Source organism: Streptomyces sp. 135, from assembly GCF_020026305.1.
Lineage (GTDB): Bacteria > Actinomycetota > Actinomycetes > Streptomycetales > Streptomycetaceae > Streptomyces.
Map to the genome: position 1 here is coordinate 6,793,474 of NZ_CP075691.1, position 26,568 is coordinate 6,820,041.

General features: G+C 74.2%; 18 protein-coding genes and 1 pseudogene. 6 read left to right on the plus strand and 13 right to left on the minus strand.

Translation table 11 applies throughout. The annotated features are described in order from the left end of the window. Positions 1–64: 64 nt before the first annotated feature. The 9 genes from KKZ08_RS30545 to KKZ08_RS30585 all read right to left on the minus strand — a co-directional run bounded on the left by KKZ08_RS30545 (position 65) and on the right by KKZ08_RS30585 (position 13,629). Positions 65–370 (minus strand): hypothetical protein, encoded by a 306-nt coding sequence (locus KKZ08_RS30545; protein ID WP_223777491.1) that lies wholly within the window; start codon positions 368–370, stop codon positions 65–67. Beyond that, complete coding sequence (locus KKZ08_RS30550) at positions 367–2,091, minus strand: Hsp70 family protein (RefSeq protein WP_223777492.1); 1,725 nt, start codon at positions 2,089–2,091, stop codon at positions 367–369. Before KKZ08_RS30550 ends, KKZ08_RS30545 begins: the two co-directional genes overlap by 4 nt. Further along, entirely contained in the window at positions 2,088–4,232 is a 2,145-nt protein-coding gene (locus KKZ08_RS30555; protein WP_223777493.1) for an Hsp70 family protein, read from the minus strand. Before KKZ08_RS30555 ends, KKZ08_RS30550 begins: the two co-directional genes overlap by 4 nt. Continuing rightward, positions 4,229–4,675 carry a nucleotide exchange factor GrpE gene (grpE, locus tag KKZ08_RS30560; RefSeq protein ID WP_223777494.1) on the minus strand — a complete coding sequence of 149 codons (447 nt, stop codon included), beginning with the start codon at positions 4,673–4,675 and terminating at the stop codon, positions 4,229–4,231. Before grpE ends, KKZ08_RS30555 begins: the two co-directional genes overlap by 4 nt. Beyond that, the gene (locus tag KKZ08_RS30565) at positions 4,668–5,030 is read right to left on the minus strand and encodes a hypothetical protein (RefSeq protein WP_223777495.1); all 363 of its coding nucleotides are present in this window, start codon (positions 5,028–5,030) and stop codon (positions 4,668–4,670) included. Before KKZ08_RS30565 ends, grpE begins: the two co-directional genes overlap by 8 nt. 3,181 nt (positions 5,031–8,211) lie before the next feature. Next, positions 8,212–10,836, minus strand: coding sequence for a CHAT domain-containing protein (locus KKZ08_RS30570; protein ID WP_223777496.1), 2,625 nt, complete (start codon positions 10,834–10,836; stop codon positions 8,212–8,214). After that, positions 10,833–12,440: a hypothetical protein gene (locus KKZ08_RS30575; protein ID WP_223777497.1), complete on the minus strand. Its 1,608-nt coding sequence runs from the start codon at positions 12,438–12,440 to the stop codon at positions 10,833–10,835. The genes KKZ08_RS30570 and KKZ08_RS30575 overlap by 4 nt, the downstream gene beginning before the upstream one ends. Continuing rightward, a complete protein-coding gene (locus KKZ08_RS30580) occupies positions 12,385–12,777 on the minus strand; it encodes a hypothetical protein (RefSeq protein WP_223777498.1) in 393 nt (130 codons plus the stop codon). The genes KKZ08_RS30575 and KKZ08_RS30580 overlap by 56 nt, the downstream gene beginning before the upstream one ends. 372 nt (positions 12,778–13,149) lie before the next feature. Beyond that, positions 13,150–13,629: a hypothetical protein gene (locus KKZ08_RS30585; RefSeq protein ID WP_223777499.1), complete on the minus strand. Its 480-nt coding sequence runs from the start codon at positions 13,627–13,629 to the stop codon at positions 13,150–13,152. A 213-nt stretch (positions 13,630–13,842) separates the two neighbouring features. On the opposite strand from KKZ08_RS30585, the gene cyc2 reads away from it, so the two are divergent. Continuing rightward, positions 13,843–16,008: a germacradienol/geosmin synthase Cyc2 gene (gene cyc2 / locus KKZ08_RS30590; protein WP_223777500.1), complete on the plus strand. Its 2,166-nt coding sequence runs from the start codon at positions 13,843–13,845 to the stop codon at positions 16,006–16,008. A 209-nt stretch (positions 16,009–16,217) separates the two neighbouring features. Then, positions 16,218–18,119 (plus strand): O-aminophenol oxidase PhsA, encoded by a 1,902-nt coding sequence (gene phsA / locus KKZ08_RS30595; protein ID WP_223779252.1) that lies wholly within the window; start codon positions 16,218–16,220, stop codon positions 18,117–18,119. On the opposite strand, the gene KKZ08_RS30600 is transcribed toward phsA, so the two are convergent. Further along, positions 18,093–18,839 carry a hypothetical protein gene (locus KKZ08_RS30600; RefSeq protein ID WP_223777501.1) on the minus strand — a complete coding sequence of 249 codons (747 nt, stop codon included), beginning with the start codon at positions 18,837–18,839 and terminating at the stop codon, positions 18,093–18,095. The two genes, phsA and KKZ08_RS30600, sit on opposite strands and share 27 nt — an antisense overlap. Before the next feature lie 93 nt (positions 18,840–18,932). On the opposite strand from KKZ08_RS30600, the pseudogene KKZ08_RS30605 reads away from it, so the two are divergent. The 3 genes and pseudogenes from KKZ08_RS30605 (at position 18,933) to KKZ08_RS30615 (ending at position 21,762) form a co-directional block, all read left to right on the plus strand. Further along, a pseudogene (locus KKZ08_RS30605) lies at positions 18,933–19,800 on the plus strand (LysR family transcriptional regulator). Between the two features lie 49 nt (positions 19,801–19,849). Then, positions 19,850–20,539 (plus strand): PDZ domain-containing protein, encoded by a 690-nt coding sequence (locus KKZ08_RS30610; protein WP_223777502.1) that lies wholly within the window; start codon positions 19,850–19,852, stop codon positions 20,537–20,539. Between the two features lie 98 nt (positions 20,540–20,637). Then, on the plus strand, positions 20,638–21,762 hold the full coding sequence (locus KKZ08_RS30615) for an aminopeptidase P family protein (RefSeq protein WP_223777503.1): 1,125 nt from the start codon (positions 20,638–20,640) through the stop codon (positions 21,760–21,762). A gap of 11 nt (positions 21,763–21,773) precedes the next feature. On the opposite strand, the gene KKZ08_RS30620 is transcribed toward KKZ08_RS30615, so the two are convergent. Next, positions 21,774–22,787, minus strand: a complete 1,014-nt coding sequence (locus KKZ08_RS30620) for an aldo/keto reductase (RefSeq protein ID WP_223777504.1) — start codon at positions 22,785–22,787, stop codon at positions 21,774–21,776. Positions 22,788–22,871: 84 nt separating this feature from the next. After that, a complete protein-coding gene (treZ, locus tag KKZ08_RS30625) occupies positions 22,872–24,572 on the minus strand; it encodes a malto-oligosyltrehalose trehalohydrolase (RefSeq protein WP_223777505.1) in 1,701 nt (566 codons plus the stop codon). 152 nt (positions 24,573–24,724) lie between these two features. Here treZ and KKZ08_RS30630 point away from each other — a divergent pair, with 152 nt between their 5' ends. Further along, complete coding sequence (locus KKZ08_RS30630; protein WP_223777506.1) at positions 24,725–25,276, plus strand: DUF1707 and FHA domain-containing protein; 552 nt, start codon at positions 24,725–24,727, stop codon at positions 25,274–25,276. 12 nt (positions 25,277–25,288) lie between these two features. Here KKZ08_RS30630 and KKZ08_RS30635 read toward each other — a convergent pair whose 3' ends face one another. Further along, positions 25,289–26,557: a M14 family zinc carboxypeptidase gene (locus KKZ08_RS30635; protein WP_223777507.1), complete on the minus strand. Its 1,269-nt coding sequence runs from the start codon at positions 26,555–26,557 to the stop codon at positions 25,289–25,291. Positions 26,558–26,568 lie beyond the last annotated feature (11 nt).

Sequence of the window (26,568 nt, forward strand, 5' to 3'; positions counted from 1 at the left end):
CTGGCTTGAGGGTGGCTTGTGCGGGTGGCTGCGAGGTGGCTTGCGGGGTGGCCGCGGGGCGGCTCTATCCGAGGACGTCACCCCTGCCTCGCCGGTTCCTGCCGTCACGGTTCAGTCGCCGCAACAGCGCCTCGGCGTCGGCGTGTTCAGGATCCCACGTGAGGCACTTCCCCAGGGCCTCAATGGCCTCATCCCGCTCACCGCGCCGGTCCAGCTCCACGGCGTGCCGGTAGGTGCGCTCGGCGAGCAGGCCGCGCACCCGCACATTCGTCGGATCGTGGTTGTACGCGCAGTTGAGCCACCGCTCGGCGTCGGCGAAGTGCTCGGGGGACATGTCGGCCATCGCGGCCGCGCAGTGCACGTCGATCATCGCGTCCAGCATGTCGGCGCCGGCCGGTCTGGTCGCCGCGTCCTGCCAGGCGATGTGCGCGGCCTGCACCGCGTGGTCGTACCGGCCGAGGGACAACAGCGCCTGCGCGCGCGCCAGTTGGCGCCGCGAGGTGTAGTCGAGGACCGGGGCGGGCGCGGGCTCCGGGGCGGCCGACCCCGGCGGCTCCGTGGGGGCGGGCGGGGCGCGGGCTTACCCTGCCGGTCCGGGCGGTCCAGGACGTCGAGCAGTTCCCGCGCCTCGGTGATGATCTCGCGGAGCAGCGCGGCGGCCTCCTCCCGGCGCCCCGGCGGACGAGCAGCCGCGCCTGCTCCACGTCGCGGCCGCCACCGGGGTCTCCTGCTCGGCGCGCGCTTCGGGCGGCGCCACGGCCTCGCGGGGTCACGCGCCGCACGCCCGGCCCGGCCACTCCCGTCACCACGCGCGGCGGCGCCCGCATCCGGCGCGGGGCCCGCATCTCGTACGGCACCCCCATCCCGCACGTCACCGGGCTCCCGTACCCCTTCGGCGCCCACCAGCGTCGCGGTGAGCGGTGGCGCGTCCGAGAGGGTGTCCTGGGAGGGGGCGGCCGGTTCCAGCGGGCCCTCCTCCAGGGCCGAGGGGCCCGAGGACGCCGCGCCGCCCGCGAGCCGCACCGCGTGCTTCAGCGCGCCGAGCGCCAGCAGCTCGGGCGGCGCGACGACGCTCCGCCCGCCAAGCCCCTCGACCCGCGAACGCACCTGCTCCATACGCGTGTTGCCGCCCACCAGCAGCACCGTGTCGATGTCCTGCGGCCGCATCCCGGCCTGGTCGAGCAGGGCCCGTGCCCGGTCGAGCGTGCGCCGCACATGCCGGTCCAGGTACGCGTCCAGGTCGGGCCGCGCGATCCGCACCCACAGCGGCGGCCCCGCGCCGAACTCCAGGTCGAGGACCGCCGCCCCCGGGCCGCCCGGCGACCCGAGCGCCTCCCGCGCCTCCTGCCCGCGCGCGCGAAGCCCCTGCCACATGGCCGCGTCGAGCCCCTTGACCGAGCCCGGACCGCGCTGCCTGCGCAGCAGCCGGACCGCCGACGACAGCAGCTCCGCGTCGAACGCGCGGCCTCCCGACGTCGCCCCTCCCTCGTACCCCAGCGAGCGGAAGTGGCCGCGCACGCTGCGGATCAGGCCGAGCTCGAACCCCTCGTAGCCCATGCCGTAGACCAGGCACGTACCGCTGTCCCGCTCCGTCATGTGGCCGATCACTGCGGCCATGGAGTCGCTGACGAGGCGCGCCGGATCGAGCCCCGCCGCACGCGCCGCGTCCCGCAGCGCCGCCCGCTGCGCCGAGCCGAACCGCGCGGGCACGCTGATCACGGTCTGCGCCACCCGCCCCGGCGCCGCCGCCTCCACCCGCTCCCGCAGGGACCGCAGCAGACGCACCACGATCTCGTCCGCCTCGACCGCCGTGCCGCCCGCCCGCACCGGGCGCCCGCTGCCCAGCCGGCTCTTGAGGCTGGGAAAGGTCACCGGCAGCTCGCCCGTCTCGGCGGGCTCGCACAGGAGCCACGGACCGTCCTCGGCGCCGGCGTCCAGGCGTCGCCCCGGCCGGTCCGGCAGCGCGAAGAGCGCCCGCAGCCCCGTGGCGCCGAAGTCGATGCCGAGACTGACGGGCACCGATGCCGGTGCCGACGGTGCCGCCCCCGGGGCGGGGCGATCGTCGCCGTCCTCCTGCCGCTCCCGCGTCATCCGCCCGCCGTCTCTTCCGCGAACCGCAGGATGCCCTCGTAGTCCGGCTTGTCGGGGAGCCTCGGCACGGCGCGCTCCGACTGGGCGACCGCCACCAGGTTCACGAGGTTGCGCGCCTGCTGGGCGGTCTGCACGCGATTGCCCTGCCGGTGGGCCTGCTTGACGTACTCGACCGCCTCGTTGATCTGCCGGACCGTCTCCGGCGGCGCGCCTTCAGAGGCCAGCTCGGCCTGGCGGAACTGGCTCGCCAGACCGCACTGGCGGTACATGTCGTCGAGCAGCAGCTCGGTGAGGCGCTTGTACTCGCCGCTGTCGCCCATCGCGACCGCCCGCTGCGCCTGCTCGATGTCGCGGCGCACCTTCATCGCCTGCACCGGCTCGATGTAGGGCCCGTACCGCTTCAGGAAGTGGTCGGCCTCCCGCTCGGCGAAGGCCAGCTGCTCGCGCAGGACCGCGCTGTCCACCAGCTCCTCCACCGGCTCGGGCGGCGGGGTGCGCGGCTTCTCCCGGTTGGGCGTGGCCTCCAGGACCATGTCGGTGCCGCGCACGCTGATCTTCACCGTGATGATGCGGTCCGCCGAGTAGTTGAAGGAGACGTCCACCTGGCGGTTGACCTCGATCTCCTGCGGCAGCTCGAACTCCACCACGCCCTGCTCGTGGTTCTCGCTCGCCACCTTGCTGTCGCCCTCGTATACCGGCACCCGGATGCGGCGGCTGTCCGTCGCGTGGAACGTGCGCTGGCGCGGCTCGGAGAGCGGGTACGGCGACCCCGCCTCGATGATCTCGACGAACACGTCGCGCTGGCTGCCCTTGATCGCCGCGATGCCCATCGCCATGGGCGTCGACTCGTACAGGCCCGTGTCGCCCTTGGACCGTCCGTCGGCGAGGCTGCGGCCGCACGCCGCGCAGGCGCTCGCCCCGTACTCGTTGACCTTCGCGCACCCCGGGTCCGAGCACTCCACGCCGCGCAGCGTCTCGGCGAGGACACCCGCGCCGAAGGCGACGCACTCCATGGGGTTGATGTTCCTGCGGACCTTGTCCGCCCCGAAGAACGCCTCGACCGCCTCGTACACGGGCCGGGTGAGCGTGCCGCCGCCCACCAGGAGCACGTCCGAGATGTCGTCCGTCGACAGTTCGTACCGTCCGAGGGTCTCCTGTACGAGCGCCATGGTCCGGCTCACCAGCGGCGCGATCATCGCGCTGAACTGAGCGCGCGTCAGCTTCATCTCGACGTCGATGACACCGTCCGCGCCCCGGTACGCGGCCGGGACCACGATGTACGTCTCCTCCATGTCGTTCAGCTCCCGCTTGGCGCGCTCGGCGGCCTTCTTCGCGTGGAAGAGGAACGCCTTGTCGCCGGCCGGGTCCACATGGTGCCGCTCGCGCATCCACGCGATGATGTGCTCCACGATCGCGAGGTCGAAGTCGTCCCCGCCCAGCCAGATGTCACCGGCCGAGCGCAGCACCTGGAACTGGCTGCGGCCCTCCTGGTCCTTGACCGCGTTCAGGACCGAGATGTCGAACGTGCCGCCACCGAGGTCATAGACGAGGACCCGGCTGCGCGCCCCGCCCGGCTTGTGCAGGCCGAAGGCGACCGCGGCGGCCGTCGGCTCGTCCACGATCTTCTTCACCACCAGGCCCGCCTTCTCGGCGGCCTCGCGCGTGGCGGCGCGCTGCGCGTCACGGAAGTAGGCGGGCACGGTGATCACGGCGTGCGTCACCGGCTCGCCGAGGGTGCGCGAGGCGTCTCTGACCAGCTTGTCCAGGATCACGCTGGAGATCTCGGCGGGAGTGCGGGCCCGGCCGCCGAGCATCACATGTGCCCGGGGATCCGTCTCGGGGCCCGCGACGATCTCGTAACTCATCCGGTCGCGTGCCTGCGCCACGGAGGCGTCGGCGAAGTCCCGCCCCATCAGGCGCTTCACGGAGGCGATGGTCTCCTTGGGCTGCCTGATCGCCCAGTTCAGCGCGTCCTCGCCGACCAGCGGCTGGTCCTTGCCGTCACGGTGCGCGATGCCGACGACCGACGGGGTGAGCCGCTCGCCCTTGCTGTTGGTGAGCACCGCGATGTCCGCGCGGTGCGGATCGTGGGCGGCCACCGCACTGTTGGTGGTGCCGAGGTCGATGCCGATGGCCTTCATTCCCGCTCCGTCCCTTGCTGCGTGCCATGTTTCACCGTGTCGCCGTCCACGGCGACGACCACCCGGGCGGCGCGCAGCACGTGCCCCCGGTATCGATACCCGCGCCGAAGAATCTCAAGGACCTCGTCGTCACCGGCGCCGGGCGGCGCGGGCCGCACCTCGGCCACGTGGTGCGTCGCCGGCTCCGCCCGCTCCCCGACCCGCCCGACCCCTTCCATCCCCTCCTCGGTCAGCGCCGCCTCCAACTGCCCGGCGATCAGCGCGAGGCTCCTGCGGTACGTCTCCACGTCGCTCGCCGCGCCGTCCGCGAGGAGCCGGTCGAAGGAGTCGAGGACGTCGGCGAAACGCAGCAACATCCGTTCGGTGAGCGCCCGGTGGGCCGCGTCGCGGGCGGCCAGGGCGCGGGCGTGCTCATAGGCGAGCCGTGCCGTCGGATCAGACATCGAAGCGGATCAGGTCGGCCAGGAGACGCGTGGTCGCCTCCGGCAGCGGGCCGGGCGGCGCGTCGGGCGGGGACGCGCTCTCGGCGGCCAGTTGCCGGTCCAACTCCGCGGCGGCCACCGGCAGTTCCTCGGTCACATCCACGTCGTAGAGGAGCAGGTCGACGAGGAGCCTGCGGCGTACGCCGCGCAGCTCGTCCCAGGCCTGCTGGGTGACCGGCGTCATCAGGTGCCGGGCGAGGAGCTCGAAGGAGACGTCCCGCATCTCGGCGTGCGTCGTCCAGGGGGTCACACCGGCCGGGGCGAGCGCGTCGTAGGGAAAGGGGCCCTCCCAGCTCGCGTCGGGGTCCTTGATCACGCGACACTGCCTCCTGCTTCGTTCGGGGTCGCCCGGGGGGTCGTGCTTCTCGTCCGTCCGGGTCTCAGCTCGGCGAGCCAGCGGTGCACCGCGTCGAGAAGGGCCCGCCTGATCCGGCTGTCGGTGGGCTCCGCGCGGGTGGCGCGGATCAGATGGTGCAGCGCCCACAGGATCTCTCCGCGGTGCAGCGCCCGCTCCGCCTTGTCGGTCAACTCCGCCGCCCAGGACGGCAGATCGTTGTCGTCCGGCGGGGTCTCCTGGCCGTCGCTGCGGATCAGATCGCCCATGCCTCCGACGCCGAGGTGCCGGGTGAGCAGCTTCTCCATCTCGTCGAGGGCCTCGCCGAGCGTCTCGCGGTAGCGGTGCGTCAGGGCCTGCCCGAGGCCGACGTCCAGGAGGCCCAGCGCCTCGTGGAGCAGCTCCAGGCGTTCGGGCACCTCGTACGTCCGCTCGTCCAGGGTGAACACGAGGGCCCGCGCGAGGTTGTCGCGGGCGTGGCTCGACTCCGGGTTGAGGGCGAGCGCGCGGCGCAGGTCGGCCTCCGCGCCGTACACGTCGGAGCGCATGCCGTGCTTGGTGCGGGTGTAGCCTCGCCAGACGCCCCGCATGGACAGCAACGCCGAGAGTCTCGCGTGCAGTTGGCCGAGCAGTTCGCGGTCGAGGGGGTGCAGTACGGCCGTGGCCGACTCCACGAGCGTGACGGCCTCGTCCAGGCAGGGGCCGAGCTGGACGCCGTCCTCCCCGGTGAGCGCCTCCACCCGGCCGAGGACCGTGCGGATCACGGCCTTCTTCGAGCGGGCCTGCATCCCCGCGTCGCCGGAGACCCGCACCAGCTCCCGCCAGTGGTCGAGGGCCTCGTCGAGCCCGCCGCCGCCGCGGGTCAGGGCGGCCTTCGCCAGCGCGAGCCGGACGTGCACGGCCAGTTCGACGCCGTCCTGGAGCAGGCGGGCGTGGCGGCGCGGCAGCCGCACGTAGGCGGGGTTGCGCCGCAGGAAGTCCTGGCAGTGCGCGCAGCCGTCGGCGTGCCCGGCGGCAGAGGGGCCCGTGCAGTCCTCGGGCAGGGTGCTCAGGGTGCGCAGCGCGGGCAGGGCGCGCAGGGCGTGCCCGAACTTGCGCACCTCCGACAGGGCGAAGCTCCGCGCCAGCTCCGAGAAGGCCCACCGCAGCTCGCGCACCGCGTACTCACCGGGGTCCTTGCCCTGCTGCGCGGCCGCGTCGAGATCCGCGACGAGATCACCGAGGGGCGCCTGGAGGCCCAGCAGCCGCAGATAGCGCGGGCCGCAGGCCAGCGTGGCGCCCGCACCCGGCACGGACGGCAGGCCGCCCACGTCCTTCAGTACGCGGGCGCCGCCCAGCTCCGATTCCAGGAGCCCCGCCAACGCCTGGTAGGAGGCGGCCTGTTGGGGCCGGTCCTGTTCGGTGTGCCGCTGCTCGTAGGCCGACAGCTGGCCGAAGAGGTGCTGGCTCAGCTCCCACCGCAGCGACGCCATGTCCTCGGGGGTGAGGTCCCGTTCGTAGCAGGCGGCGCGTTCGGCGCGCCAGCCGTCCCAGTACTCGTCGTCGCTCAGCAGCGTCGCCCAGTACGCGAGCGCCGCCTCCCAGGCGCTCACCGCGTGCTCCCACGCCCCGGTCTGCTCCAGCTCCTGCGCCTGCCAGAACCGGGCCGCGGCCAGGCCGTGCACCACGGCCATGTCACCGGGCGCCTCCTTCAGGCGCCGCTCCCACTCGGCCGCGGCGGCCTCGCGGTCCCGCGCGAGGAGCAGCAGCAGCGGGGCGTCGCGGGGGAAGCGTTCGCACAGGGCGTCCAGCAGGCCGGGCCCCTCGTCCGGGGAGAGCTCGGCGAGGGCGTCGCGCAGGGCTTCGGGGGAGTGCCAGCGGTAGAGCAGGGCGTCGAGCCGCAGCCGCCGGCCCGGCAGCCGCAGCCCCTCCAGGGCGACGCGCTCGTGCCAGGACATGGACCCGCGCTCCAGCAGCGCGTACGAGGCGTTCTTCACCACGTCCATGGAGGCGCCGGGGTCGACGCCCGCGTCGCGCAGCGCCAGATACGGAAAGGCCTGGTCCCGTACGGCGAAGGGGTCGGCGACCAGGGGCGCGCCGGTGAGCCCGTCCGCCCACGGAAGCAGCCCCACGAGCCGCCGCAGCCTGCGGCACCGCACGTCGGCGCGGTCGAGTGCGCCGCGGGCCCGCTCGTACGAGGCGACGGCGGCGCTCCACTTGCCGCCGGACTCCGCCAGCCGCCCCTGAACGTAGGCCAGATGCGCGTCGGCGTCCCGGTACCCCGGGCACTGCCGGAAGGCGTCGGCGGCCCGCTGCCACTCCTGGTGCGCGTCGGCGAGGCGGCCGCGCGCGTAGGCGGCGACGGCGGACGCGTCCCGGTGCGCGCCGAGCGTGTCGGCCTCGGCGACGACGCGGGCCCAGTCCCCTTCGGCCTCGGCGAGCCGCACGCGCGCGTACCGCCCCCGGGTGCCGGCGTCGACCCCCTGGGCTTCCGCCCGCTCCAACTCCTCATACGCCGCGACAACCCGCCGCCACGCGTCACGTCCTTCGGCGGTGCCCTCGTCGATCCGGGCCCGCACGTAACGCCGCCGCGCCCCGACGTCGGCCCACCGCTCGTCCATCGCTTCATGGAGCGCCAGTGCGTCCTGCCAGCGGCCGGCGAGTTCGTGGGTGCGGGCGAGGGCGTAGCGGTAGAGGTGGACGGCTTCGTCCGGGCCCCCGCCGGGGCCGGTGCCGGGCGTGGTGTCCCCGCTGTGGTCCTTCTCGGGGGCTGGGTCCCTCACCGCGCCCGGGCCCACCACGCCCGGGAAGCCACCCGACGCCGGTTCCCGCCCCGCGGCCGGCAGGCCCGGCCTGTCGGCCGGGAAAGCGCGGGCGTAGATCTCGCAGGCCATCGTCCAGTCCCCCGCCTCCTCCGCCCGGCGGCCCTCCGCCTTGCGGCGCAGGGCGGCCACGGCTCCCTCTCGGGCCGTGTCCGGGACGCCGGTGAGCAGGCTGAGGACCGCCGACCAGTCGGCGCGCAGGTCGGCGGCGACGCGCGCGCGTGCGTAGAGGCGGCGGACGCCCACCTCGCCATCCGCGTAGGTGTCGGGCAGCCGGCCGAAACCGTCGATGACGCCCGTCCACTCGCCCCGCTCGTCGGCGGCCCGCCCGCGGGAGTACAGCACCCGGGCCGGTACGTCCGTCAAGTCCGAGGGCAACCCCTCGAAGTGCGTGAGCGCCTCGTTCCAGCGGCCCTGCTCCTGGCAGAGGCGGCCCCGGGCGTACGTGCGGAGGTCGAGCGCGTCGCGGGGCAGGCGGTCCCGGGGCGCGTCGACCGGTTCCGGACCGGCCGCCCCGAACCCCTCGGCGGCCTCCCCGAACGCCTCCGCCGCCGTCGCCCAGTCACCCGCGCCCACCGCCAAGCGCCCCCGCACGTACCGCAGGAGCGCCCCCGCGGCGCGGTGGCCGGGCGGCAAGGGCGACAGATGGGCGAGCGCCGCGGGCCAGTCGGCGGACTCCGTCGCGCACAGCGCCGCCTCGTACACGCGGCGCCGCAGCTCCCCGAGCCACGGCTCCGTGTCCCAGCCACGCGCGGCCGCCGCCGACAGAGCGGTGAGCGCCTCGACGACGTGACCGGCGGCCGCCGCGCCGCGCCCGCGCGCGTAAAGGAGCCGCACCCCGCTGTCGAGGAAGCCGTCCGCCGCCGTGTAGGACTCCACCGCCGCGTCCCACGCACCGCCCGCCTCCGCCGCCCGCCCGCCGCGTACGCGCACCACGCGCCCTGCTCGGACCCGGCCCGCGCGAACGCCTCCGCGCGGCGGCCCAGTCCCCGTCCCGCGCCGCCGCCCGGCCGCGCGCGTAGGCCGCCCGCCCGCCGCGTCCTCCAGGCCCCGCACGCCTCGTACGCGGACTCGGCCGCCCGCCAGTCCTCGGTCGACTCGGCGGCGCGCCCCTCCGCGTACGAAACCCACGCCGTGGCCGTCACGTGCCCCGGACGCAGCGCGAGGACGGTTCCGTAGGCGCGGGCGGCCGCGGCCCAGTCACCCGCCCCCCGCGCCCGCTCCGCCGCCTCGCAGGTCCGGGCCACGTGAAGCTCGTTCCGGGCGGCCGCCAGCCGCTCCGGCACGTCCCGCAACCCGGCGGGCCGCGCGGCGAGGACTTCCTCGTAGCGGCCGATCGCGGTGGCCCAGTCCGCCGACGCCTCCGCGGCCCGCGCCTGCCTGACGAGCGCGGTCAGCCGCTCCAGCCCGGCCACCTCCGCCGTGAGACAGTCCGGGACAGGGCCCGGCAACTTACCCGCCAGCACCGCGAGTTGCGCCGCCGCGCCCGCCGCGTCCCGCTCCCCGGCGAGCAGCTCGCACAGCTTCTCCATCTCGGGCCAGGCCAGCTCGAAGGCGGCCTCGGCGCGCATCCGCCGCTGCTCATCGGCGTAACTCCGGGTCGGCGTCCGCAGAATCCGCAGCACCTGCGACCAGTGCCCGAGGTCCCGCTGGAAGCGCGCCGCGCCGATCAGCACTGCCGAGCCGACGTGGCCGACGGGGCTCTGGAACGTCCGCAGCGCGTCCGCGCCCTCGCGCAGCGGGTCCGCCACCGCCCCGGGGCCGAACTCGTCGTCCCGCACCTCGCGCGCCTTGAACAGCCAGCCCTGCCGGCACTCCTCGTGCAGGAACAGCGTGGGCGTCGCCCACTCCACCGCCGTGTGGTCCGGCTGGTGGGAGATGTGCAGCCGCGCGGCGGCCATGGACTCGTCGACGGTCCTGTTCGCCGCGATGCCCTTCAGGAGTTCGGGGCTGAAGGCCCCCGCCGACGCGTCACTGACCAGCCCCCGCATCGCCACCACCGCGGGCACACCGCCGCCGATCAGCGCCTGCGCGAGCCCGGAGAACGGTTCGAGGTGCGAACTGTCCGCCCCGAAGCAGAGGTTGAGGGCGACGAGCCGCAGCCGCTGCGCCTTCAGGAGGATCCCGCTGAGCAGATCCGCGGGCACCCGGTCGACGCCGCCGCTCTGGGTCTCCAGGGCCACCACGCCCTTGCCGAGCTCGTGGTCGTACGTCCCGTGCGCGATCAGTACGACGGCCGTAGGGAGTTCGGGGTGCTCGGCGAGCGCCGACTCCAGGCCGGTGCGCGTGGCCCGCTCCACCACCGTGGTCTGCACGGCCACTTCGGGCAGGTCGTGGCGGAGGGCCGCCACCTCCGTCGCGGCCCGCAGCCGTGTCAGACCGGCGGGCGAGGCGCACGCCACCAGGAGCCGGATCAGGCTCGGCTCGTCCGCGGGATCGGGCAGCCGCTGCCCCAGCGGCCCGCCCGGCAGTGAACGTGCCAGCGAGTAGCCGTGGTTGAGGGCGAGTGACTGCTGCGGGCTGCCGGGCGGCGCGCACAGCGCCTCCAGCGGCAGATCGCGCAGCTCGGGCGGCAGGTCGAAGCGGAGGCGCAGCCCGCGCGGCGGCCGCATCCGCTGGGCGCGGTCGAGCGCGGCGTCGACGCAGGCACCGACGCGGGGCCCGATCCCCTCACCTGCCCCGGCGCCGCTCCCGCTCGCTCCGCCCGCCACGGGGTCCGGAGCCTTTCCCTCGCCGTCGAACAGCAGCCGGAACACCCCGCGGCCGAGCTCCCGCAGCTGCCGCACGGTGTGCTGCTCACCCATCGGCGCCAGCGCGAGTTCCGCCGCGATCAGCCGGTCCCACTGCTCACGGAACGCCGCCGGTTCCCCGCCGACCGCGATGATCTCGGCGGCGCTCGCCGGGCCGTTGGCCGTCACGAGATAGCGGGCGGCGCCGACGCGGCGGACCCGGATGCGCAGTTCCTCGTAGGCGAGCACGGCCGTCACTGCTCGCTCTCGTCGGGCTGCCACATGACGTGGTCGAGATCGGCGACGGCGGCCTCCCGCTGTTCCTCCAGGTCGGGATCGTCGGGGAAGTGCACGAGGGCCGCGGAGAGCTGGTCGATGGCCTCGCGCAGGGTGTCCCGCGCGCCGGACAGGCTGCCCGAGCTCCAGCGCGCGGCGGCGAGCCCGCGCAGTACGACACCGAGGCTGACCTGCGCCCGCAGCAGGTGCGGGTTGAGCGCGACCGAGCGGCGCAGATCGGCTGCGGGCTCGTCGAGCAGCGCCTCCTCGTCGTTGGCCACCGAGATGCCGCGGTCCGCGAGTACGCGGGCCAACTGGCCCTCAAGTCGGCCGCGTTCGTTGGCGCCGATCACCGAACGCGTCGCCTCCAGGGTGGACACCGCGAGGCTGAGCCGCCCCTCGCGGTGTGCCGCGCGGGCCGCGCCGAGGGCCATGTCGACGATGGCGGTCTGCGTCTCGCGGTACCGCTCAAGCTCCCTGCTGTGGACCAGGGCGCGCCGCCAGTACGCGGCCGCCGCCGCGAAGTCCGGCCGTACGCCCGTCAGTTCGGTTCGGCCCATGCTGAGCCGTGCCTCCAGGGCCAGGCCGCGCGCGTCGAGCGACAGCCTGCGGTGCTTGTCAGGGAGCCCGGCGTACCCGGGGTTCAGCTCGTCGAAGCGCGCACACTCCGGTTCGCACACGGCCGCCGCCCCCGGGCCGCCACGGGCCCGGCACTCGGAGCAGCGCAGCTCACAGAGCGCGGCGAGGGCGTCGGCGGGCTTGTCCAGGCCCAGCAGCAGCTGGGCGAAGCCGAGTTCGGAGAAGGCGTACGTGAGGGAGGTGTACGCCGATGAGGTGCCGGTGGCGGCAGAGGCGTCGGCGTCGGTGGCGGTGGCAGTGGCGGTGGCCTGGAGCGTGCGGGCCTCGTGGGCTGCGGCGAACGCCCCGAACTCCGCCGACGTGCCCAGCTCCGCGATGCGCAGCGGCCCGCAGTACAGGGGCGCCCCGCCGCCTTCGGCCGAGGGAAAGCCGCCGACGGCCGCGAGCAGCTTCGCGGCGTCGGCCTCACGCTGGAGCAGCGGCCCCGGAGCGACGCGCGTACCGGCACCTTCATCGGGCATGCGCCGCTCCAGCACCTCGCGCAGGCCCGCCCGCAGGACGGGGACGAGCGAGGCCTCCACGGCCACGCCGTACCGCCGGGCGGCGCTCGCCCGGACCCGCTCCCAGAACCCCGCGTCGTACAGCAGGGCGGCCCACGCGGCGACGCACCGCTCCCACGCCGAACCCGTGTCCCTGTGTGGTGAGTTGAGCAGGGCGAGTGCCAGGGTGTGGGTGACCCGGTGGTCGGCGGGATTTTGCCGGACGGCCTCCCCGAGGAGCTCCACGGCGGCCTCGCGCCGACCGCCGCGGATGAGGGCGACGGCGGTCAGCGGGGCGCAGGGGCCCGGCTCGCCGTCGAGCCGCCGAGCCGCGTCGATCAACGCCCCGGCCCGCACCCACCCGGCGTCCTCCTGAGCCTCCGAGCCGCCGCCCGCGCCGCCGCCGCGCTGCTCACGGCAGGCGCCCGTCAGCTCCGTGACCGCGGCCTTGCGCAGCCGCAGCGCCACCTCGCGCGCGGGCGGCCCGACAGCGCCGCGAGGACCCAGCGGGCCTCGTCGTCCAGCGGGCGATGCGTGACGCGGCGCGCAGGTCACCGAGGGCGGCCTCCTGATCGCCCGCGCGGGCGTGGACGTAGGCACGTTGGACCAGGCTGCGGCGGTGCGGAACGGCGCAGGCGAGGGCCGCGGTGAGATGGCTCCGCGCGGCGGCGAGGTCCCCGCGGTGCGCGGCCGCGCAGCCCAGCCAGTGCAGCGGCCCGGCGGCGGTGGGCCGCAGCCGCCGCGCCCGCTCGAACTCCGCCACCGCCTCGTCGAAGTCCCCGGCGGCGAGCCGCACACGCCCCACACCGGTACGGGCACGCGCCGCGATCCGCCGCGCGGCTTCTTCGTCGGCCTCAGGTTCGCCGCCCCGTCCGGAGCCCTCACCGCCGCCGGGACCTTCACCCCCGGCGCCAGGGGAGTCACCGCCCCCATCACCGGCACAGTCCTCCCGGAAGCCGCCCCCACCCCCAAGGCCCCGCCCGACACCAACAACCCCAGGGCCTCCCGAAAACACCCCTCCGCCGCCCCACCTTCCCCCCGCGTCAGCGCCGACTCCCCATCGACACAGGCCCGTTCGGCGCGGTCAAGCTCCGTCTCCGCGGCGTCCGCGGTCTGCGCAGTCACAGTCAGCCCCCGATCCGCGGCGGACATCCCGCCGCGTCCTCCTGCCGGCGCGTCAGCCGGCGGCCTCGTCAAGGACCGAGCGCCAGCGGCCCCGCGCGCGGTCGTAGTGCAGCGGCCCCACCGTGAACTCCGTCAGGTCGAGGCCGACGAGCAGTTCGTACGCCTCGGCGGGGAGGTCGGGCTCCAGCACGACGCTCACCCCGCCCACCGGGTCCTGGAGCACCAGGGGCCGGGCACCGCCGCCGGTGGGAGACCCCGGGCGCGCCGTTCTCCGTACGACACCTTTGAACGCGGTGTACGCGTCCTTGACCGCCTCCGCGCCGAGCCCGCTCAGGAACGCCTGAAGGGGCAGGGACGCCAGGACGATCCAGGGGATGTCGGCCGCCCCGCGATGGGCGAGCGCGCGGCGGACGCGGACCGGCGGGGCGCCGAGCCCGTCGAGCGCGGCGACCAGCTCCCGGCCGAGGTCCTCGGGGACCTCGTGGTCCAGGAGTAGCTCCGCTCGCGGCGGCGCATCGAGCGCATCGGTCATGGAGGTGCTTCCTTCCGGGGAGGTGGACCGCAGCCTAGAGGCGTGAGCCGTACGCACGTCGGGAAACCGGTGATTCGGTGAGGCACGTCAGGACCGCCGCCCTTACCTTTGTGCACCCCCCTCGCGCCCCCGGTGCGCCCCCGATTCACGCGATGGTGCGATCATCTGCCGCCCTCCGGATGGCGGGGGAGGGGCGCGGGTAGGGCGGGGGCCATGACGCAGCCGTTCGAACTGCCGCACTTCTACATGCCGTATCCGGCGCGGCTCAACCCCCACCTGGAGGAGGCCCGCGCGCACTCCTCACGGTGGGCCCGCGACATGGGCATGCTGGAGGGCTCCGGCATCTGGGAGCAGAGCGACCTCGACGCGCACGACTACGGCCTGTTGTGCGCGTACACCCACCCCGACTGCGACGGCCCGGCGCTGTCGCTGATCACCGACTGGTACGTGTGGGTCTTCTTCTTCGACGACCACTTCCTGGACATGTACAAGCGCACCCAGGACCGCGCGGCCGGCAAGGCCCACCTGGACCGGCTCCCCCTCTTCATGCCCATGGACCTCGCGACGCCCGTCCCCGAGCCGCGCAACCCGGTCGAGGCGGGCCTCGCCGACCTGTGGGCGCGCACGGTGCCCGCGATGTCCGTCGACTGGCGCCGCCGCTTCGCGGAGTCCACCGAGCACCTCCTCAACGAATCCCTGTGGGAGCTGTCCAACATCAACGAAGGGCGGATCGCCAACCCCGTCGAGTACATCGAGATGCGCCGCAAGGTCGGCGGCGCCCCGTGGTCGGCCGGGCTCGTCGAGTACGCGACCGCCGAAGTGCCGGCCGCCGTCGCCGGCACGCGGCCGCTGCGCGTGCTCATGGAGACGTTCTCCGACGGCGTCCATCTGCGCAACGACCTCTTCTCGTACCAGCGCGAGGTCCAGGACGAGGGCGAGCTGAGCAACGGCGTGCTCGTCCTGGAGACCTTCTTCGGCTGCACGACCCAGCGGGCCGCCGACACCGTCAACGACATCCTGACCTCGCGCCTGCACCAGTTCGAACACACGGCGGTCACCGAAGTGCCCGCCCTCGCCCTGGAGAAGGGGCTCGGCCCGTCCGAGGTCGCCGCGGTCGCCGCGTACACCCGGGGGCTCCAGGACTGGCAGTCGGGCGGCCACGAATGGCACCTGCGCTCCAGCCGGTACATGAACGAGGGCGCGCTCGCCACCTCACCGCTCGCCGGGCCCACCGGCCTCGGCACCTCCGCCGCCGACGTGGGCGCGCTGCTCGCGGCCGCCGGGGCGGAGCGGCTGCGCGCCTTCACGTACGTGCCCTTCCAGAAGGTGGGCCCCTCGATCCTGCCCGACTTCCTCATGCCGTTCCCGCTGCGGCTCAGCCCACACCTGGACGCCGCGCGCCACGAGGTCACCCGCTGGTGCCACGCGATGGGCATCCTTCAGGAGGGCGTCTGGGACGAGGACAAACTCGACGCGTACGACCTTCCGCTGTGCGCCGCCGGCATCGGCCCCGACAGCACCCCCGACGCCCTCGACCTCAGCTCGCAGTGGCTGGCCTGGGGCACCTACGGTGACGACTACTACCCCCTGGTCTTCGGCCACCGCCGTGACTTCGCCGCCGCGAAGATCTGCACGGAACGCCTCGCCGGCTGCATGCCGATCGAGGGCGCGCCGGCCACCGTGCCCGTGAACGCCATGGAGCGCGGCCTCGCCGACCTGTGGGCGCGTACGACCGCCGGCATGACCGCGGAGCAGCGGCGGACCGTACGGGACACCGTGGTGGTCATGACCGAGAGCTGGCTGTGGGAACTCGCCAACCAGTTCCAGAACCGCATCCCCGACCCGGTCGACTACCTGGAGATGCGCCGCGCCACCTTCGGCTCCGAACTCACCATGAGCCTGTGCCGCATGGGCCACGGCCCCGCCGTGCCCCCGGAGATCTACCGCAGCGGCCCGGTCCGCTCCCTGGAGAACGCCGCGATGGACTACGGCATGCTCCTGAACGACGTCTTCTCGTACCAGAAGGAGATCGAGTACGAGGGCGAGGTCCACAACGGCATCCTGGTCGTGCAGAACTTCTTCGGCTGCGACTACCCGACCGGGCTCGGCATCATCCACGACCTGATGACCCAGCGCATGCGGCAGTTCCAGCACGTGGCCGAGCACGAATTCCCCGTGCTGTACGAGGACTTCGGGCTGACGGCCGAGGGGCGCGCGGTCATGGAGGGTTACGTCGAGGAGCTGCGGAACTGGATGGCGGGCATCCTGAACTGGCACCACGGATGTCGGCGGTACGGCGCCGGGGACCTGGCGAGGCGGGCGCACGGCTTCGTGCCGGACCGGGCGCCGAGCGTTCCCTCGATCGCCGGGCTGCGCTGACGCGTTCCGGCGGGCGGACGGCGTCGTTCGGGTGATTTATCCGGAATGCAGGATTCGTGGAACCCTCGGGATGTGTCGGGAGTCCTCTTGAGTGAAGGCGGCCTTCGACAGGCCGCGACATGGGGGGAAGAACACGGGGGTGTTCGATCTTGACCGACATCATCGAGCGTGTCACGGACCGGCTGACGGACAGCGGGACGGACGAAGCGGTGGCGGTCCCCGCGGGGGCCGCCACCGCGGCCGCCGAACTGGAGCCGTTCGTGGCGCCGTTGACCGTCCCGCCCGTCCTGCGTCCCGACTCCGCCGACGTGCGCGAGGAGACGGAGATCGCGCTGCGGCCGACCTGGGTGCGCCTGCACCCGCAGCTGCCGCCGACCCTGATGTGGGGGTACGACGGCTCGGTGCCGGGCCCCACCATCGAGGTGCGGCGCGGACAGCGCGTCCGCATCGCCTGGACCAACCGCATACCGGACGGCGGCGAGTATCCCGTCACGGCCGTCGAGGTCCCGCGCGGCGACCCGCGCAAGGACCCGCCGCCCGGCACCGAGCCCGGCCGCGCGGGCATCCCGCCGAACAAGGACGTGGCGGCACTGCCCGCCTGGTCGGTGACCCACCTGCACGGCGCGCAGACCGGCGGTGGCAACGACGGCTGGGCGGACAACGCCGTGGGCTTCGGCGACGCCCAGCTCTCCGAGTACCCGAACGACCACCAGGCGGTCCAGTGGTGGTACCACGACCACGCCATGAACATCACGCGGTGGAACGTCTTCGCGGGCCTGTACGGCACCTATCTCGTCAGGGACGACGAAGAGGACGCGCTGCAACTCCCCGCCGGAGACCGGGAGATACCGCTGCTGCTCGCCGACCGCAACCTCGACACGGACGACGACGGCCGGCTCAACGGCCGCCTCCTGCACAAGACCGTCATCGTCGACCCGAAGAACGCCGAGACGGGCAAGCCGGTCTCCCTGCCCTTCACGGGCCCCTACACCACGGTCAACGGCCGCATCTGGCCGTACGCGGACGTGGCCCCGGCCTGGCACCGCCTCCGCCTGGTCAACGCGTCGAACGCGCGCACCTACGACCTGGTGCTGATCGACGAGGACGACCACCCCGTCCAGGGCGTCCTGCACCAGATCGGCAGCGACGGCGGCCTCCTGCCGCGCCCCGTGCCGGTCGACTTCGAGGGAGCGCTGCCCACCCTCACCATCGCTCCCGCGGAGCGCATGGACCTCCTCGTCGACTTCCGTGGACTCGCGGGTCAGCGGCTGCGCCTCGTCAACAAGGGGCGCGGCCGGCCGCCGGGCGTGCCGGACGTGGCCAACGACGTGCGGTATCCGCAGGTCATGGAGTTCCGCGTGGGGGAGTGCGCCGAGCCCGACACCTTCGAACTGCCGGAGGCCCTCTCCGGTTCGTTCCGCCCGCTGACCCACGACATCGAGCACGGCCACCGGCTGATCGTGCTGACCCCGCCCGCCACCAAGGGAGGCGGCGGCCATCCGGAGATCTGGGAGATGGCCGAGGTCGAGGAGCCGGGCGACTTCCGCGTCCCGACCGAGGGGATCATCCAGGTGCGCGGCGAGGACGGAAAGGTCAAGACCTACCGCCGGATCGCCCGCACCTTCAACGACGGCCTGGGCTTCACCATCGCCGAGGGCAGCCACGAGCAGTGGAGCTTCCTCAACCTCGCGGTGAACCCGCCGGTGCTCCACCCGATGCACATCCACCTGGCGGACTTCCAGCTACTCGGCCGGGACGCGTACGACGTCTCGGGCTTCGACGTCACCCTCGGCGGCACCCGCGCCCCGATCGCCTTGGACCCGCAGACCGACATCCCCCTGGCTCCGAACGAGCGCGGCTGGAAGGACGTCTTCCGGGTGCCGGGAGGCCAAATGCTGCGAGTCATGGGCAGGTTCGACGGAGCGTACGGCCGCTTCATGTACCACTGCCACCTGTTGGAGCACGAGGACATGGGCATGATGCGGCCCTTCGTGGTGATGCCGAAGGAGGCCCTGAAATTCGACCACGGAGCGGGCCACGGCGGCCACGGAGCGGGCCACGGCGGTCATGACCGCCCTGCCGCGTCAGGCCCCGGCGGGCACTCCCGCTAGTTCCGCGTGCCGCACGGCGGCCCGCGCCAGCGCCCGCACCACCGGGTGCGGGCGCGAGCCGTCGCCGAACAGCTCGGGCTGGAAGAGGGTCGCCAGGAAGAAGGGATGGCCGGGCAGTTCGGCGACCCGTACCTGGCCCGTCTCGTCCTCACCCGTGAAGCGCAGACCGTGCGCGCGCAGGGTGTCGAGGTAGCGGTCGGGGCCGTAGGAGCAGTGGTAGCGCTCGATGGACCGGTCGGTGCCGAGCACCGACTCGGCGAGCGAGCCGGGGGTCAGCGTCACCGTGCCCTCATGGCCCACCAGGGAGCAGGCGAGCGGCGCGATGAGCAGGTCCTTCGCGTCGGGGTCGTTCTCGGCGTGCGCCACACCGGTCAGGCCGCACACGTGGCGCGCGAATTCGAGCAGGGTGTGCTGGAAGCCGCCGCAGGTGCCGAGGAAGGGGATGTGCTCCTCGCGCGCCGTGCGGATGGCGGCCAGCGCTCCCGCCTCGCTGCGGTACGGACTGCCGGGCAGCACCCACACCGCGTCGAAGCCGCGTACGGCGTCCGGCTCCTCGGCGTCCTCGGTCCCGATCCAGTACGCGTCGAGGACCAGCCGGTCATGGGCGGCGAGGGCGTCCAGGAGGAGCGGGACGCGGCTGTGGGAGGTCACGCTCGGCGAACGGTCGCCGATCAGAGCGACTCGGGCTGCTCGGGCGGGCGTCTGTGTGTGCGTCGTCATGACGATCATCCTGTGCGGGCCCCATGGTTCACGTCCAACGATGAAATCTGCACCCCTCATAAGCGTTCCTGATGCGGTGAGATCCTTGTCGGCATGGATCCGCACCTCCTGCGTACGTACGTGACGGTGGCCCGCCTCGCTTCCTTCTCCGAGGCCGCGCGCGAGCTCGGCTACACCCAGTCCGCCGTCTCCCAGCACATCGCCGCGCTGGAACAGGACCTCGGCGCCGCCCTGTTGACCCGCCGCCCCGTGACCCCCACCCCGGCGGGCACGCGCCTCCTGGAACACGCGGGCCCCCTGCTGCTGCGCCTCGACGCGGCCCGCGCCGAGGTCGTACGCATGGCCGCCGCCCCGAGCAGGGCCTGGCCCTGGCCGCCGCGCTTACCGCGCTGACGCGGGGCACCGCCGAGGCGCTGCCCCGGCGGGCGTCACCCTCACCGTGCTGCCCCGCGACGAGGTCCCCGCCGCCGTCGCGACCGGCGCCGCCGATCTCGGCCTCGTCGACGGCCTCGCCGCGCCGAACGACCCCCTGCGCCTGCCCGACGTGGCGCCCCTCACCGCGCGGGGCGTCAGCCAGGAACCCGTCGTGGTCCTGCTCCCCGCAGGCCACCCGCTGGCCCGCCGCTCCGGGCTCCGCCTCGGCGATCTCGTCGACGCGCGCTGGCTCGACGCCCCCGGGACCGGCGTGCCGCTGGCCCAGCTCCGCTCCGCCAACGGCACGCCGGGGTTCCGGCCCGCGCTGCGTTACGACGGCACGGACCTGCGGACCCTCGCCACGCTGACCGCGGCGGGCCACGGCCTGACGCTGCTGCCGCGTTCGGTCGCCGGCGACGTGCCGGGCACGGTCGCCGTGCCGCTGACCGCGCCCCGCGTCGTCCACCGCACGGAGCTGCTCCACGCGGGCGCCCTGCGCGGGCCCGCCGCCGCGCTCGCCGCACAGCTGGACGTCACCCGTTCGTGAGGCATCGCCGCCGGGCCGCGCCGGGTAGGGCTGTGGCCGGAGGCGAGCCATGGAACAGACCACGTTGCGTCCCAAGCCGATGCCAGGCCGGAACACCGGCCGTGGCGGTGACAGCCCCGGCCAGAGCCCGTGCCGGGACCCGGAGGACCACCCCGGCAGGAACGGCCGACCGTACACCGCGAGACGCCGCGGCAGGCGGCTGGCGGCCGTGCTGTCCGGCGTCCTGCTGGCGGTGCTCCTGCTGCTCTCCGGGGTCGGCATCGGCACCGTGGGCGCCACGGTCATAGGGATGAGCGCGCTCGCGGAGATGGGGCAGGGAGCGTCCGCGCCGCGGCCGCCCGCGGGTGACGGCAACCCGGTACGGCAGCCCGAGGCTCCGAAGCCCGGCGCTCCGAAGCCCGGCGTCGTGGACCCCGCGGCTCCGCAGCCCGCGCAGCCGAAGTCCGGCCCCGCGAAGCCCACCGGGGCCGCCACCCTCGGCATCGAGGCCGTTGACGCGCCCGGCGACCCGGGCGCGGGCGCCCTGATCGTCGGCGTGCACACGCCCGGCCCCGGCCATACGGCGGGCCTGGTGCGCGGCGACACCCTGCTGACGTTCGGCGGGACCCGTGTCACATCGGCGGCCGCCCTGGCGTCGGCGGTCGCCGCGGCCCGCCCCGGCAGGCAGGTCACCGTGACGGTCCGCCACAAGGACGGCAGCCGCCAGTCCCTCTCCGCCAGGCCGGGCATCGTGACCTGAGCCCGCCACCCTGCGCCCCCCAAACCCTCCCCGGCCCCCCACTCGCAGCCCCCACCCCCCACAGGGAAAATGCTCGCGTAGCCAACAGGGAGGTCCTCATGAGCACCGTGCCCGCGCCCTTCACCGCCGACGACTACCGGGCCCGTATGGAGCGTGCCGCCGCCACGGCCGCCGGTGCGGGGCTCGCGGGGGTCATCGTCGCCCCGGGGCCCGACCTCGTCTGGCTCACCGGCTACCGGCCGACGGCGGTCACCGAGCGGCTGACCGTCCTCGTGCTCGCCGCCGGACAGGACCCCGTGCTCGTCGTGCCCACCCTGGAGGCCCCGGACGCGGAGCGCGCCGCGGGCGCCCCCGCGCTGACGCTGCGCGACTGGACCGACGGCAAGGACCCGTACGCCGTCACCGCCCCGCTCCTGGACGCGTCCGGCCGCTTCGCGGTGAGCGACAACGCCTGGGCGATGCACCTCCTCGGCTTCCAGAAGGCGCTGCCCGGTACCTCCTACGTCTCCCTCACCGAGGCACTGCCCATGCTCCGAGCCGTCAAGGACGCAGCGGAGCTGGAACGCCTCGCGGCGGCGGGCGCGGCGGCCGACGCGGCGTACGAGGAGATCCAGAAGGTGGCGTTCGCGGGCCGCAAGGAGACGGACGTCGCCGCCGATCTGGCGGCTCTGCTGCGCCGCTTCGGGCACTCCCAGGTCGACTTCACCGTCGTCGGCTCCGGACCCAACGGCGCCAACCCCCACCACGAGGCGGGCGAGCGCGTCATCGAGCACGGCGACATGGTCGTCCTCGACTTCGGCGGCCTGCTGCACGGCTACGGCTCCGACACCTCCCGTACGGTCCACGTCGGCGAGCCCACCGACGAGGAACGACGGGTGCACGACGTCGTGCGCGAGGCCCAGGCCGCGGGCTGCGCCGCGGTGCGGCCCGGCGCGGCCTGCCAGGACGTGGACCGCGCCGCCCGCGCCGTGATCACCGACGCGGGCTACGGCGCGCACTTCATCCACCGCACCGGCCACGGCATCGGCGTCACCACCCACGAACCGCCCTACATGATCGAGGGCGAGGAGCAGCCGCTCGTGCCGGGCATGTGCTTCTCCGTGGAGCCCGGCATCTACCTGCCCGGCCGCTTCGGCGTGCGCATCGAGGACATCGTGACCGTCACCGACGACGGCGGACGGCGCCTCAACGCCACCGCCCGTGAGATGGCGATCGTCGACTGAGGCGGGCCCCGCTACGCGAAGTCCGTGCGGGGCCCGCTGCGCGGCTCACGGCCCGGGTAGTACGCGAGGACGTCGTACGGATACGGCAGCGGCCGCGCACTCGCCGACGTCAGCCGCTCCTGCTGCTCGGGCGTCAACTCCCAGTCCACGCAGCCGAGATTGTCGGCCAGCTGCTCCACGGACCGCGCCCCCACGATCGGCGCGGTCACCCCCGGCCGCTGGAGCAGCCACCGCAGCGCCACCTGCGACGGCGGCCGGCTCGCCTCCTCGGCGACCGCGAGGAGCGCGTCGATGACCCGCCAGGTCTCCTCGGTGTCCCGCTCCCGCCAGGCGCCCGAACCCCGCGCCCCCTGCGGCGGCGCCGCCATGCCGCGCCGGAACTTGCCCGTCAGCCAGCCGCCCTGCAACGGGCTGTACGGGATGACGCCGACGCCCTCCGCCGCGCTGAGCGGCAGCAGCTCCCACTCGCTCTCGCGCGCCAGGAGGTTGTACAGCGGTTGCAGACAGCAGTACGGCTCCCAGTCGCGCGCCCGCGCCACGTCCAGGGCCTTCTGGAGCTGGGCGGGGGAGTGGTTGCTCGCCCCCAGATAGCGCACCTTGCCCGCCTTCACGAGGGTGTCCAGGGTGGACAGCGTCTCCTCGACCGGCGTCGTCGCGTCCCATACGTGGGTCTGGTAGAGGTCGATGTACTCGGTGCCCAGGCGGCGCAGGCTCGCGTCCACCGCCGACAGGATGTGCTTGCGGCTCAGCCCGCCCGCGTTCGGTGCCTCGCCCATCGTGCTGAACACCTTCGTGGCGATGACGAGTCCGTCCCTGCGGCGGCCCTTGAGCCAGCGGCCGAGGATCTCCTCCGACACCCCGCGTCCGTACATGTCGGCGGTGTCGATGAACGTGCCGCCCGCCTCCGTGAACGCGTCCAGCATGCGGTGCGACGTCGCCTCGTCCGCGCCGCTGCCGAACATCATCGCCCCGAAGCACAGCTCGCTGACGCGCAGCCCGGTCCGGCCGAGAAATCGCTGCTTCATGGTCCGTGTCCCTCCCCTTGGCGGATCCCTTGAGGCGACCCTTGACGGATGCCTGAGATGCCCTCTCGACGGGTCCGCCGCGCCCTACGCGGCGCGCGCACGACGGCATCCGCGTCCGGCGGCGGCGAGGATACGCGCGTGGTTGTGGCCCAGCGGGACGGCCGCGGGCCCCTTGCCGAGGTTCACGGCGATCTTCAGGTCCCCGCGCCGGAACGCGAACCAGCGCGCCTGCTCGTCGTACGCGACCCGCACCGCCGCCAGGTCGGGATCCATCAGGTCGGCGCGGGCGCGGCGCAGGGAGATCAGCTCGCGGTGCCAGGCGAGCAGGCGCGCGTGGTGGCCCGACGCCGGCTGTGACCAGTCCAGGCAGGACCGCTCGCGGGTGGCCGGGTCCTGCGGGTCCGGAATGTCCTCCTCCGCCCAGCCGTGCTCCGCGAACTCCCGCCGCCTGCCCCGCCGCACGGCCTCGGCGAGCTCGGGATCGGTGTGGTCCGTGAAGAACTGCCAGGGCGTCGTGGCCCCCCACTCCTCGCCCATGAACAGCATCGGCGTGAAGGGGCCCATGAGCGTGAGCGTGGCCGCGCAGGCGAGCAGCCCGGGGGTGAGGGCCGCGGAGAGCCGGTCGCCCTGCGCGCGGTTGCCGATCTGGTCGTGGGTCTGGGCATAGCCGAGGAAGCGGTGGGCGGGCGTTCGCGCGCGGTCCACCGGGCGGCCGTGGCAGCGGCCGCGGAACGACGAGTACGTCCCGTCGTGGAAGAAGCCGCGCGTCATCGTCTTGCCGAGCGCGGCCAGCGGAGCCCGCGCGAAATCCGCGTAGTAGCCCTGCGACTCGCCGGTGAGCGCGGTGTGCAGCGCGTGGTGGAAGTCGTCGTTCCACTGCGCGTGCAGACCGATGCCGCCCTTCGCGCGCGGGGTGACGATCCGGGGGTCGCCCAGGTCGGACTCGCCGATCAGGAACAGCGGCCTGCCCAGCTGTTCCGCCAACGAGTCGACGGACGCGGCCAGTTCCTCGAGGAAGTGGAGCGCCCGCGTGTCCTTCAGCGCGTGCACCGCGTCGAGCCGCAGCCCGTCCAGGCGGTAGTCGCGCAGCCAGGCCAGCGCGCTGCCGATCAGGTACGCGCGCACCTCGTCCGAACCCGGCGCGTCCAGGTTCACGGCCGCGCCCCACGGCGTCTGGTGCCTCTCCGTGAAGTACGGGCCGAACGCGGGGAGGTAGTTGCCCGAGGGGCCCAGGTGGTTGTGGACGACGTCGAGGACCACGCCGAGACCGTGGCCGTGCGCCGTGTCGACGAATCTCTTCAGCGCCTCGGGCCCGCCGTACGGCTCGTGGACCGCCCACAGCGACACCCCCTCGTACCCCCAGCCGTGCCGCCCCGGGAAGGGGCACAGCGGCATCAGCTCCACATGCGTGACGCCGAGCTCCGCGAGATGCCCGAGCCGGGCCGCCGCCGCGTCGAGCGTGCCCTCGCGGGTGTACGTCCCCACATGCAGTTCGTACAGCACCGCCTCCCGCACACCGCGTCCGGCCCACGGCTCCCGCCACACGTACCGCTCGTGGTCGACGACCGCGCTGAGCCCGTCGGGGCCGTCCGGCTGGCGGCGCGCACGCGGATCGGGCAGGAGAGGGCCGCCGTCCAGCGAGAACCCGTACCGCGTGCCGTCCTGCGCCGCCGCGTCCCCGGTCCACCAGCCCGCGCGCCCACCGTCGCGCTCCAGTGCCCGCGCGGTGCCCGCGCACTCCAGCGTGACCTGCTCGGCCTCCGGCGCCCACACTTCGAACCTCACCGACGTGCCCCCTCGTCCGCTGTCCGCCTGTCTCGTCGCACCTGCGTCCCATGGTGCGTCAGATGTGTTCGGTCCGTGGGCGGAAGTGATCGATCGGCCCCCGCCCCCGCCCATTCTGGACACCCGGGCCGAGGTTGCCCGACAATCCATGCGTGACATCCTCTTTCGAGTTCTCCACGTACCCCGCGCGGGTGACGGACACCGAGCGCGACCGGGCGCTGGACGCACTCAAGGAGGGCGCGGCCGTCGGGCGGCTCTCGCACGACACCTTCCTGCGGCGCATGGAACTCGTACTCGCCGCGCGCAGGCCCGACGAGCTGTCCGCCCTCACCGCCGACCTGCGGACCGAGGGACGCTGGTCACGCATGGTGCTCGGCGGTGTGGGAGCGGTCTCCGGGTTCACGATGAAGCTGCGCAGGGCCTGGCAGGCCGAACGGCTGCCGAAGCTGCTGCTGCCCTCGCCCGACAGCCCCCACTCGCTGCGGATAGGCCGCGACCCCGCCAACGGCCTGCGGCTCAGCCACGACACGGTCTCCCGCGTACACGCCGAACTGCGCAGGCAGGGCGGCATGTGGGTGCTGCGCGACCTCGGCTCCACCAACGGCACGACCGTGAACGGCCGCAGGGTGACCGGCGCCGCCCTCGTCCAGGACGGCGACCTCGTGAGCTTCGGCCGGATGGCCTTCCGACTCGCCGTGAGCTGAGCCGCCTCGCCGTCAGCCGAGCCCCACGCGCGCGTGACACGCGGCGGCGACCGTGGTCCGCGACTGGTGCTCCACCTGATGCTCCAACGGCACCCACCGGGCCCTGAACCGCTCCGCGAACGCCTCGCTCCACCGCGTCACGAGCCGGTCGAGGCGCGGCGCCGCCCGGTCGTCCGCCTCGACCAGGACCCGCAGCAGCATCGCCGCCGCCCGCAACGGCACCCGCCGTCCGAAGGCGTCCACGCTCCCGATGTACGCCATGGTCGTGTCCGCGGGCGGCAGCCGCCCCCAGTCGTCGGCGAGGCCCGGCGCCAGCGCCAGCGCCCAGCGGGCCGCCCGCAGCAACGGCCCGTCGGCACCGGCCAGCCGGGGCAGCGCCTCCCCCAGGATCTCGTCGACGAGCCGCCCGTCCCTGCGCAGCCGCCGCGCGAGCGCCCGCATGGCGGGACCCGGCGCCGGATGCGCCGCCGGATCGGCGACGAGATCACTCGCCCACATCGGCACCTCGACGATCGCCGTACGCCCGCCGTACCGGTGGGCGTGGTGCCAGGTGGTGAGCCGGGCGTCCTCCGGCAGGCTCGGATAGGCCGCGCCCACCTCCGGGCCGGGCAGCACGTGGACGCCGGGGCCGGAGACCGGCCACCCCGCCGCGTCCGACGCGCCCGTTTCCACCGGGATGTGCAACTCCGCCGCCGACTTGGCGAACGGCTCGGCGAGCCCCGGGATGTCCTCGGTCAGCTGCACCCAGCTGCCGCCCAGGTCCGTCCCGTGCAGAGAGACCTGCAAATACGGCCGAAGCTCGTCGATGACCCCCGTCAACGCGCGTGTCTCGGGAGGCAGCCGGTGCGGCGGCAGCACCGACGGCGACCACTCGGGCTGCTCCGGACCCGCGGGCCGGAAGAAGTTCCGGTGGTAGTCGAGCAGTGTGCGCGGAGCGGGCGTGCGGTGCAGACTCGCCCCGTCCGGATCCGCGCAGAGCAGGAAGTGCCAGGAGGTGTCGGCCCGCAGCCGCGGATCCCGCAGCGTGCGCTCCGCGAGATGCAGGAGGGTCGAGCCGCCGGTCGGCTCATTGGCGTGCGCCCCCGCGACGACCAGCACCGCGCGCGGGGCCCGCCCCACGGACAGCAGATGCAGGGGCCGCCCGGCGCGCGAGACGCCGATCTGACGCAAGGCGCCCAGATCGGGACGGAGAGCCGCCAACTGCCGTGCGCGGAGGAGGAGTTCGGGGACGCTGGGATAACGCTGCACCGCCAGTTGACTCACCCCCGTCTGGTACGCCACTGACGCAATCC

Coding starts and splice junctions, on each gene's coding strand:
- KKZ08_RS30545 (WP_223777491.1), bottom strand. CDS start 370: ATGATCGACGTGCACTGCGCGGCCGCGATGGCCGACATGTCCCCCGAG.
- KKZ08_RS30550 (WP_223777492.1), bottom strand. CDS start 2,091: ATGACGCGGGAGCGGCAGGAGGACGGCGACGATCGCCCCGCCCCGGGG.
- KKZ08_RS30555 (WP_223777493.1), bottom strand. CDS start 4,232: ATGAAGGCCATCGGCATCGACCTCGGCACCACCAACAGTGCGGTGGCC.
- grpE (WP_223777494.1), bottom strand. CDS start 4,675: ATGTCTGATCCGACGGCACGGCTCGCCTATGAGCACGCCCGCGCCCTG.
- KKZ08_RS30585 (WP_223777499.1), bottom strand. CDS start 13,629: ATGACCGATGCGCTCGATGCGCCGCCGCGAGCGGAGCTACTCCTGGAC.
- cyc2 (WP_223777500.1), top strand. CDS start 13,843: ATGACGCAGCCGTTCGAACTGCCGCACTTCTACATGCCGTATCCGGCG.
- KKZ08_RS30600 (WP_223777501.1), bottom strand. CDS start 18,839: ATGACGACGCACACACAGACGCCCGCCCGAGCAGCCCGAGTCGCTCTG.
- KKZ08_RS30610 (WP_223777502.1), top strand. CDS start 19,850: ATGGAACAGACCACGTTGCGTCCCAAGCCGATGCCAGGCCGGAACACC.
- KKZ08_RS30615 (WP_223777503.1), top strand. CDS start 20,638: ATGAGCACCGTGCCCGCGCCCTTCACCGCCGACGACTACCGGGCCCGT.
- KKZ08_RS30620 (WP_223777504.1), bottom strand. CDS start 22,787: ATGAAGCAGCGATTTCTCGGCCGGACCGGGCTGCGCGTCAGCGAGCTG.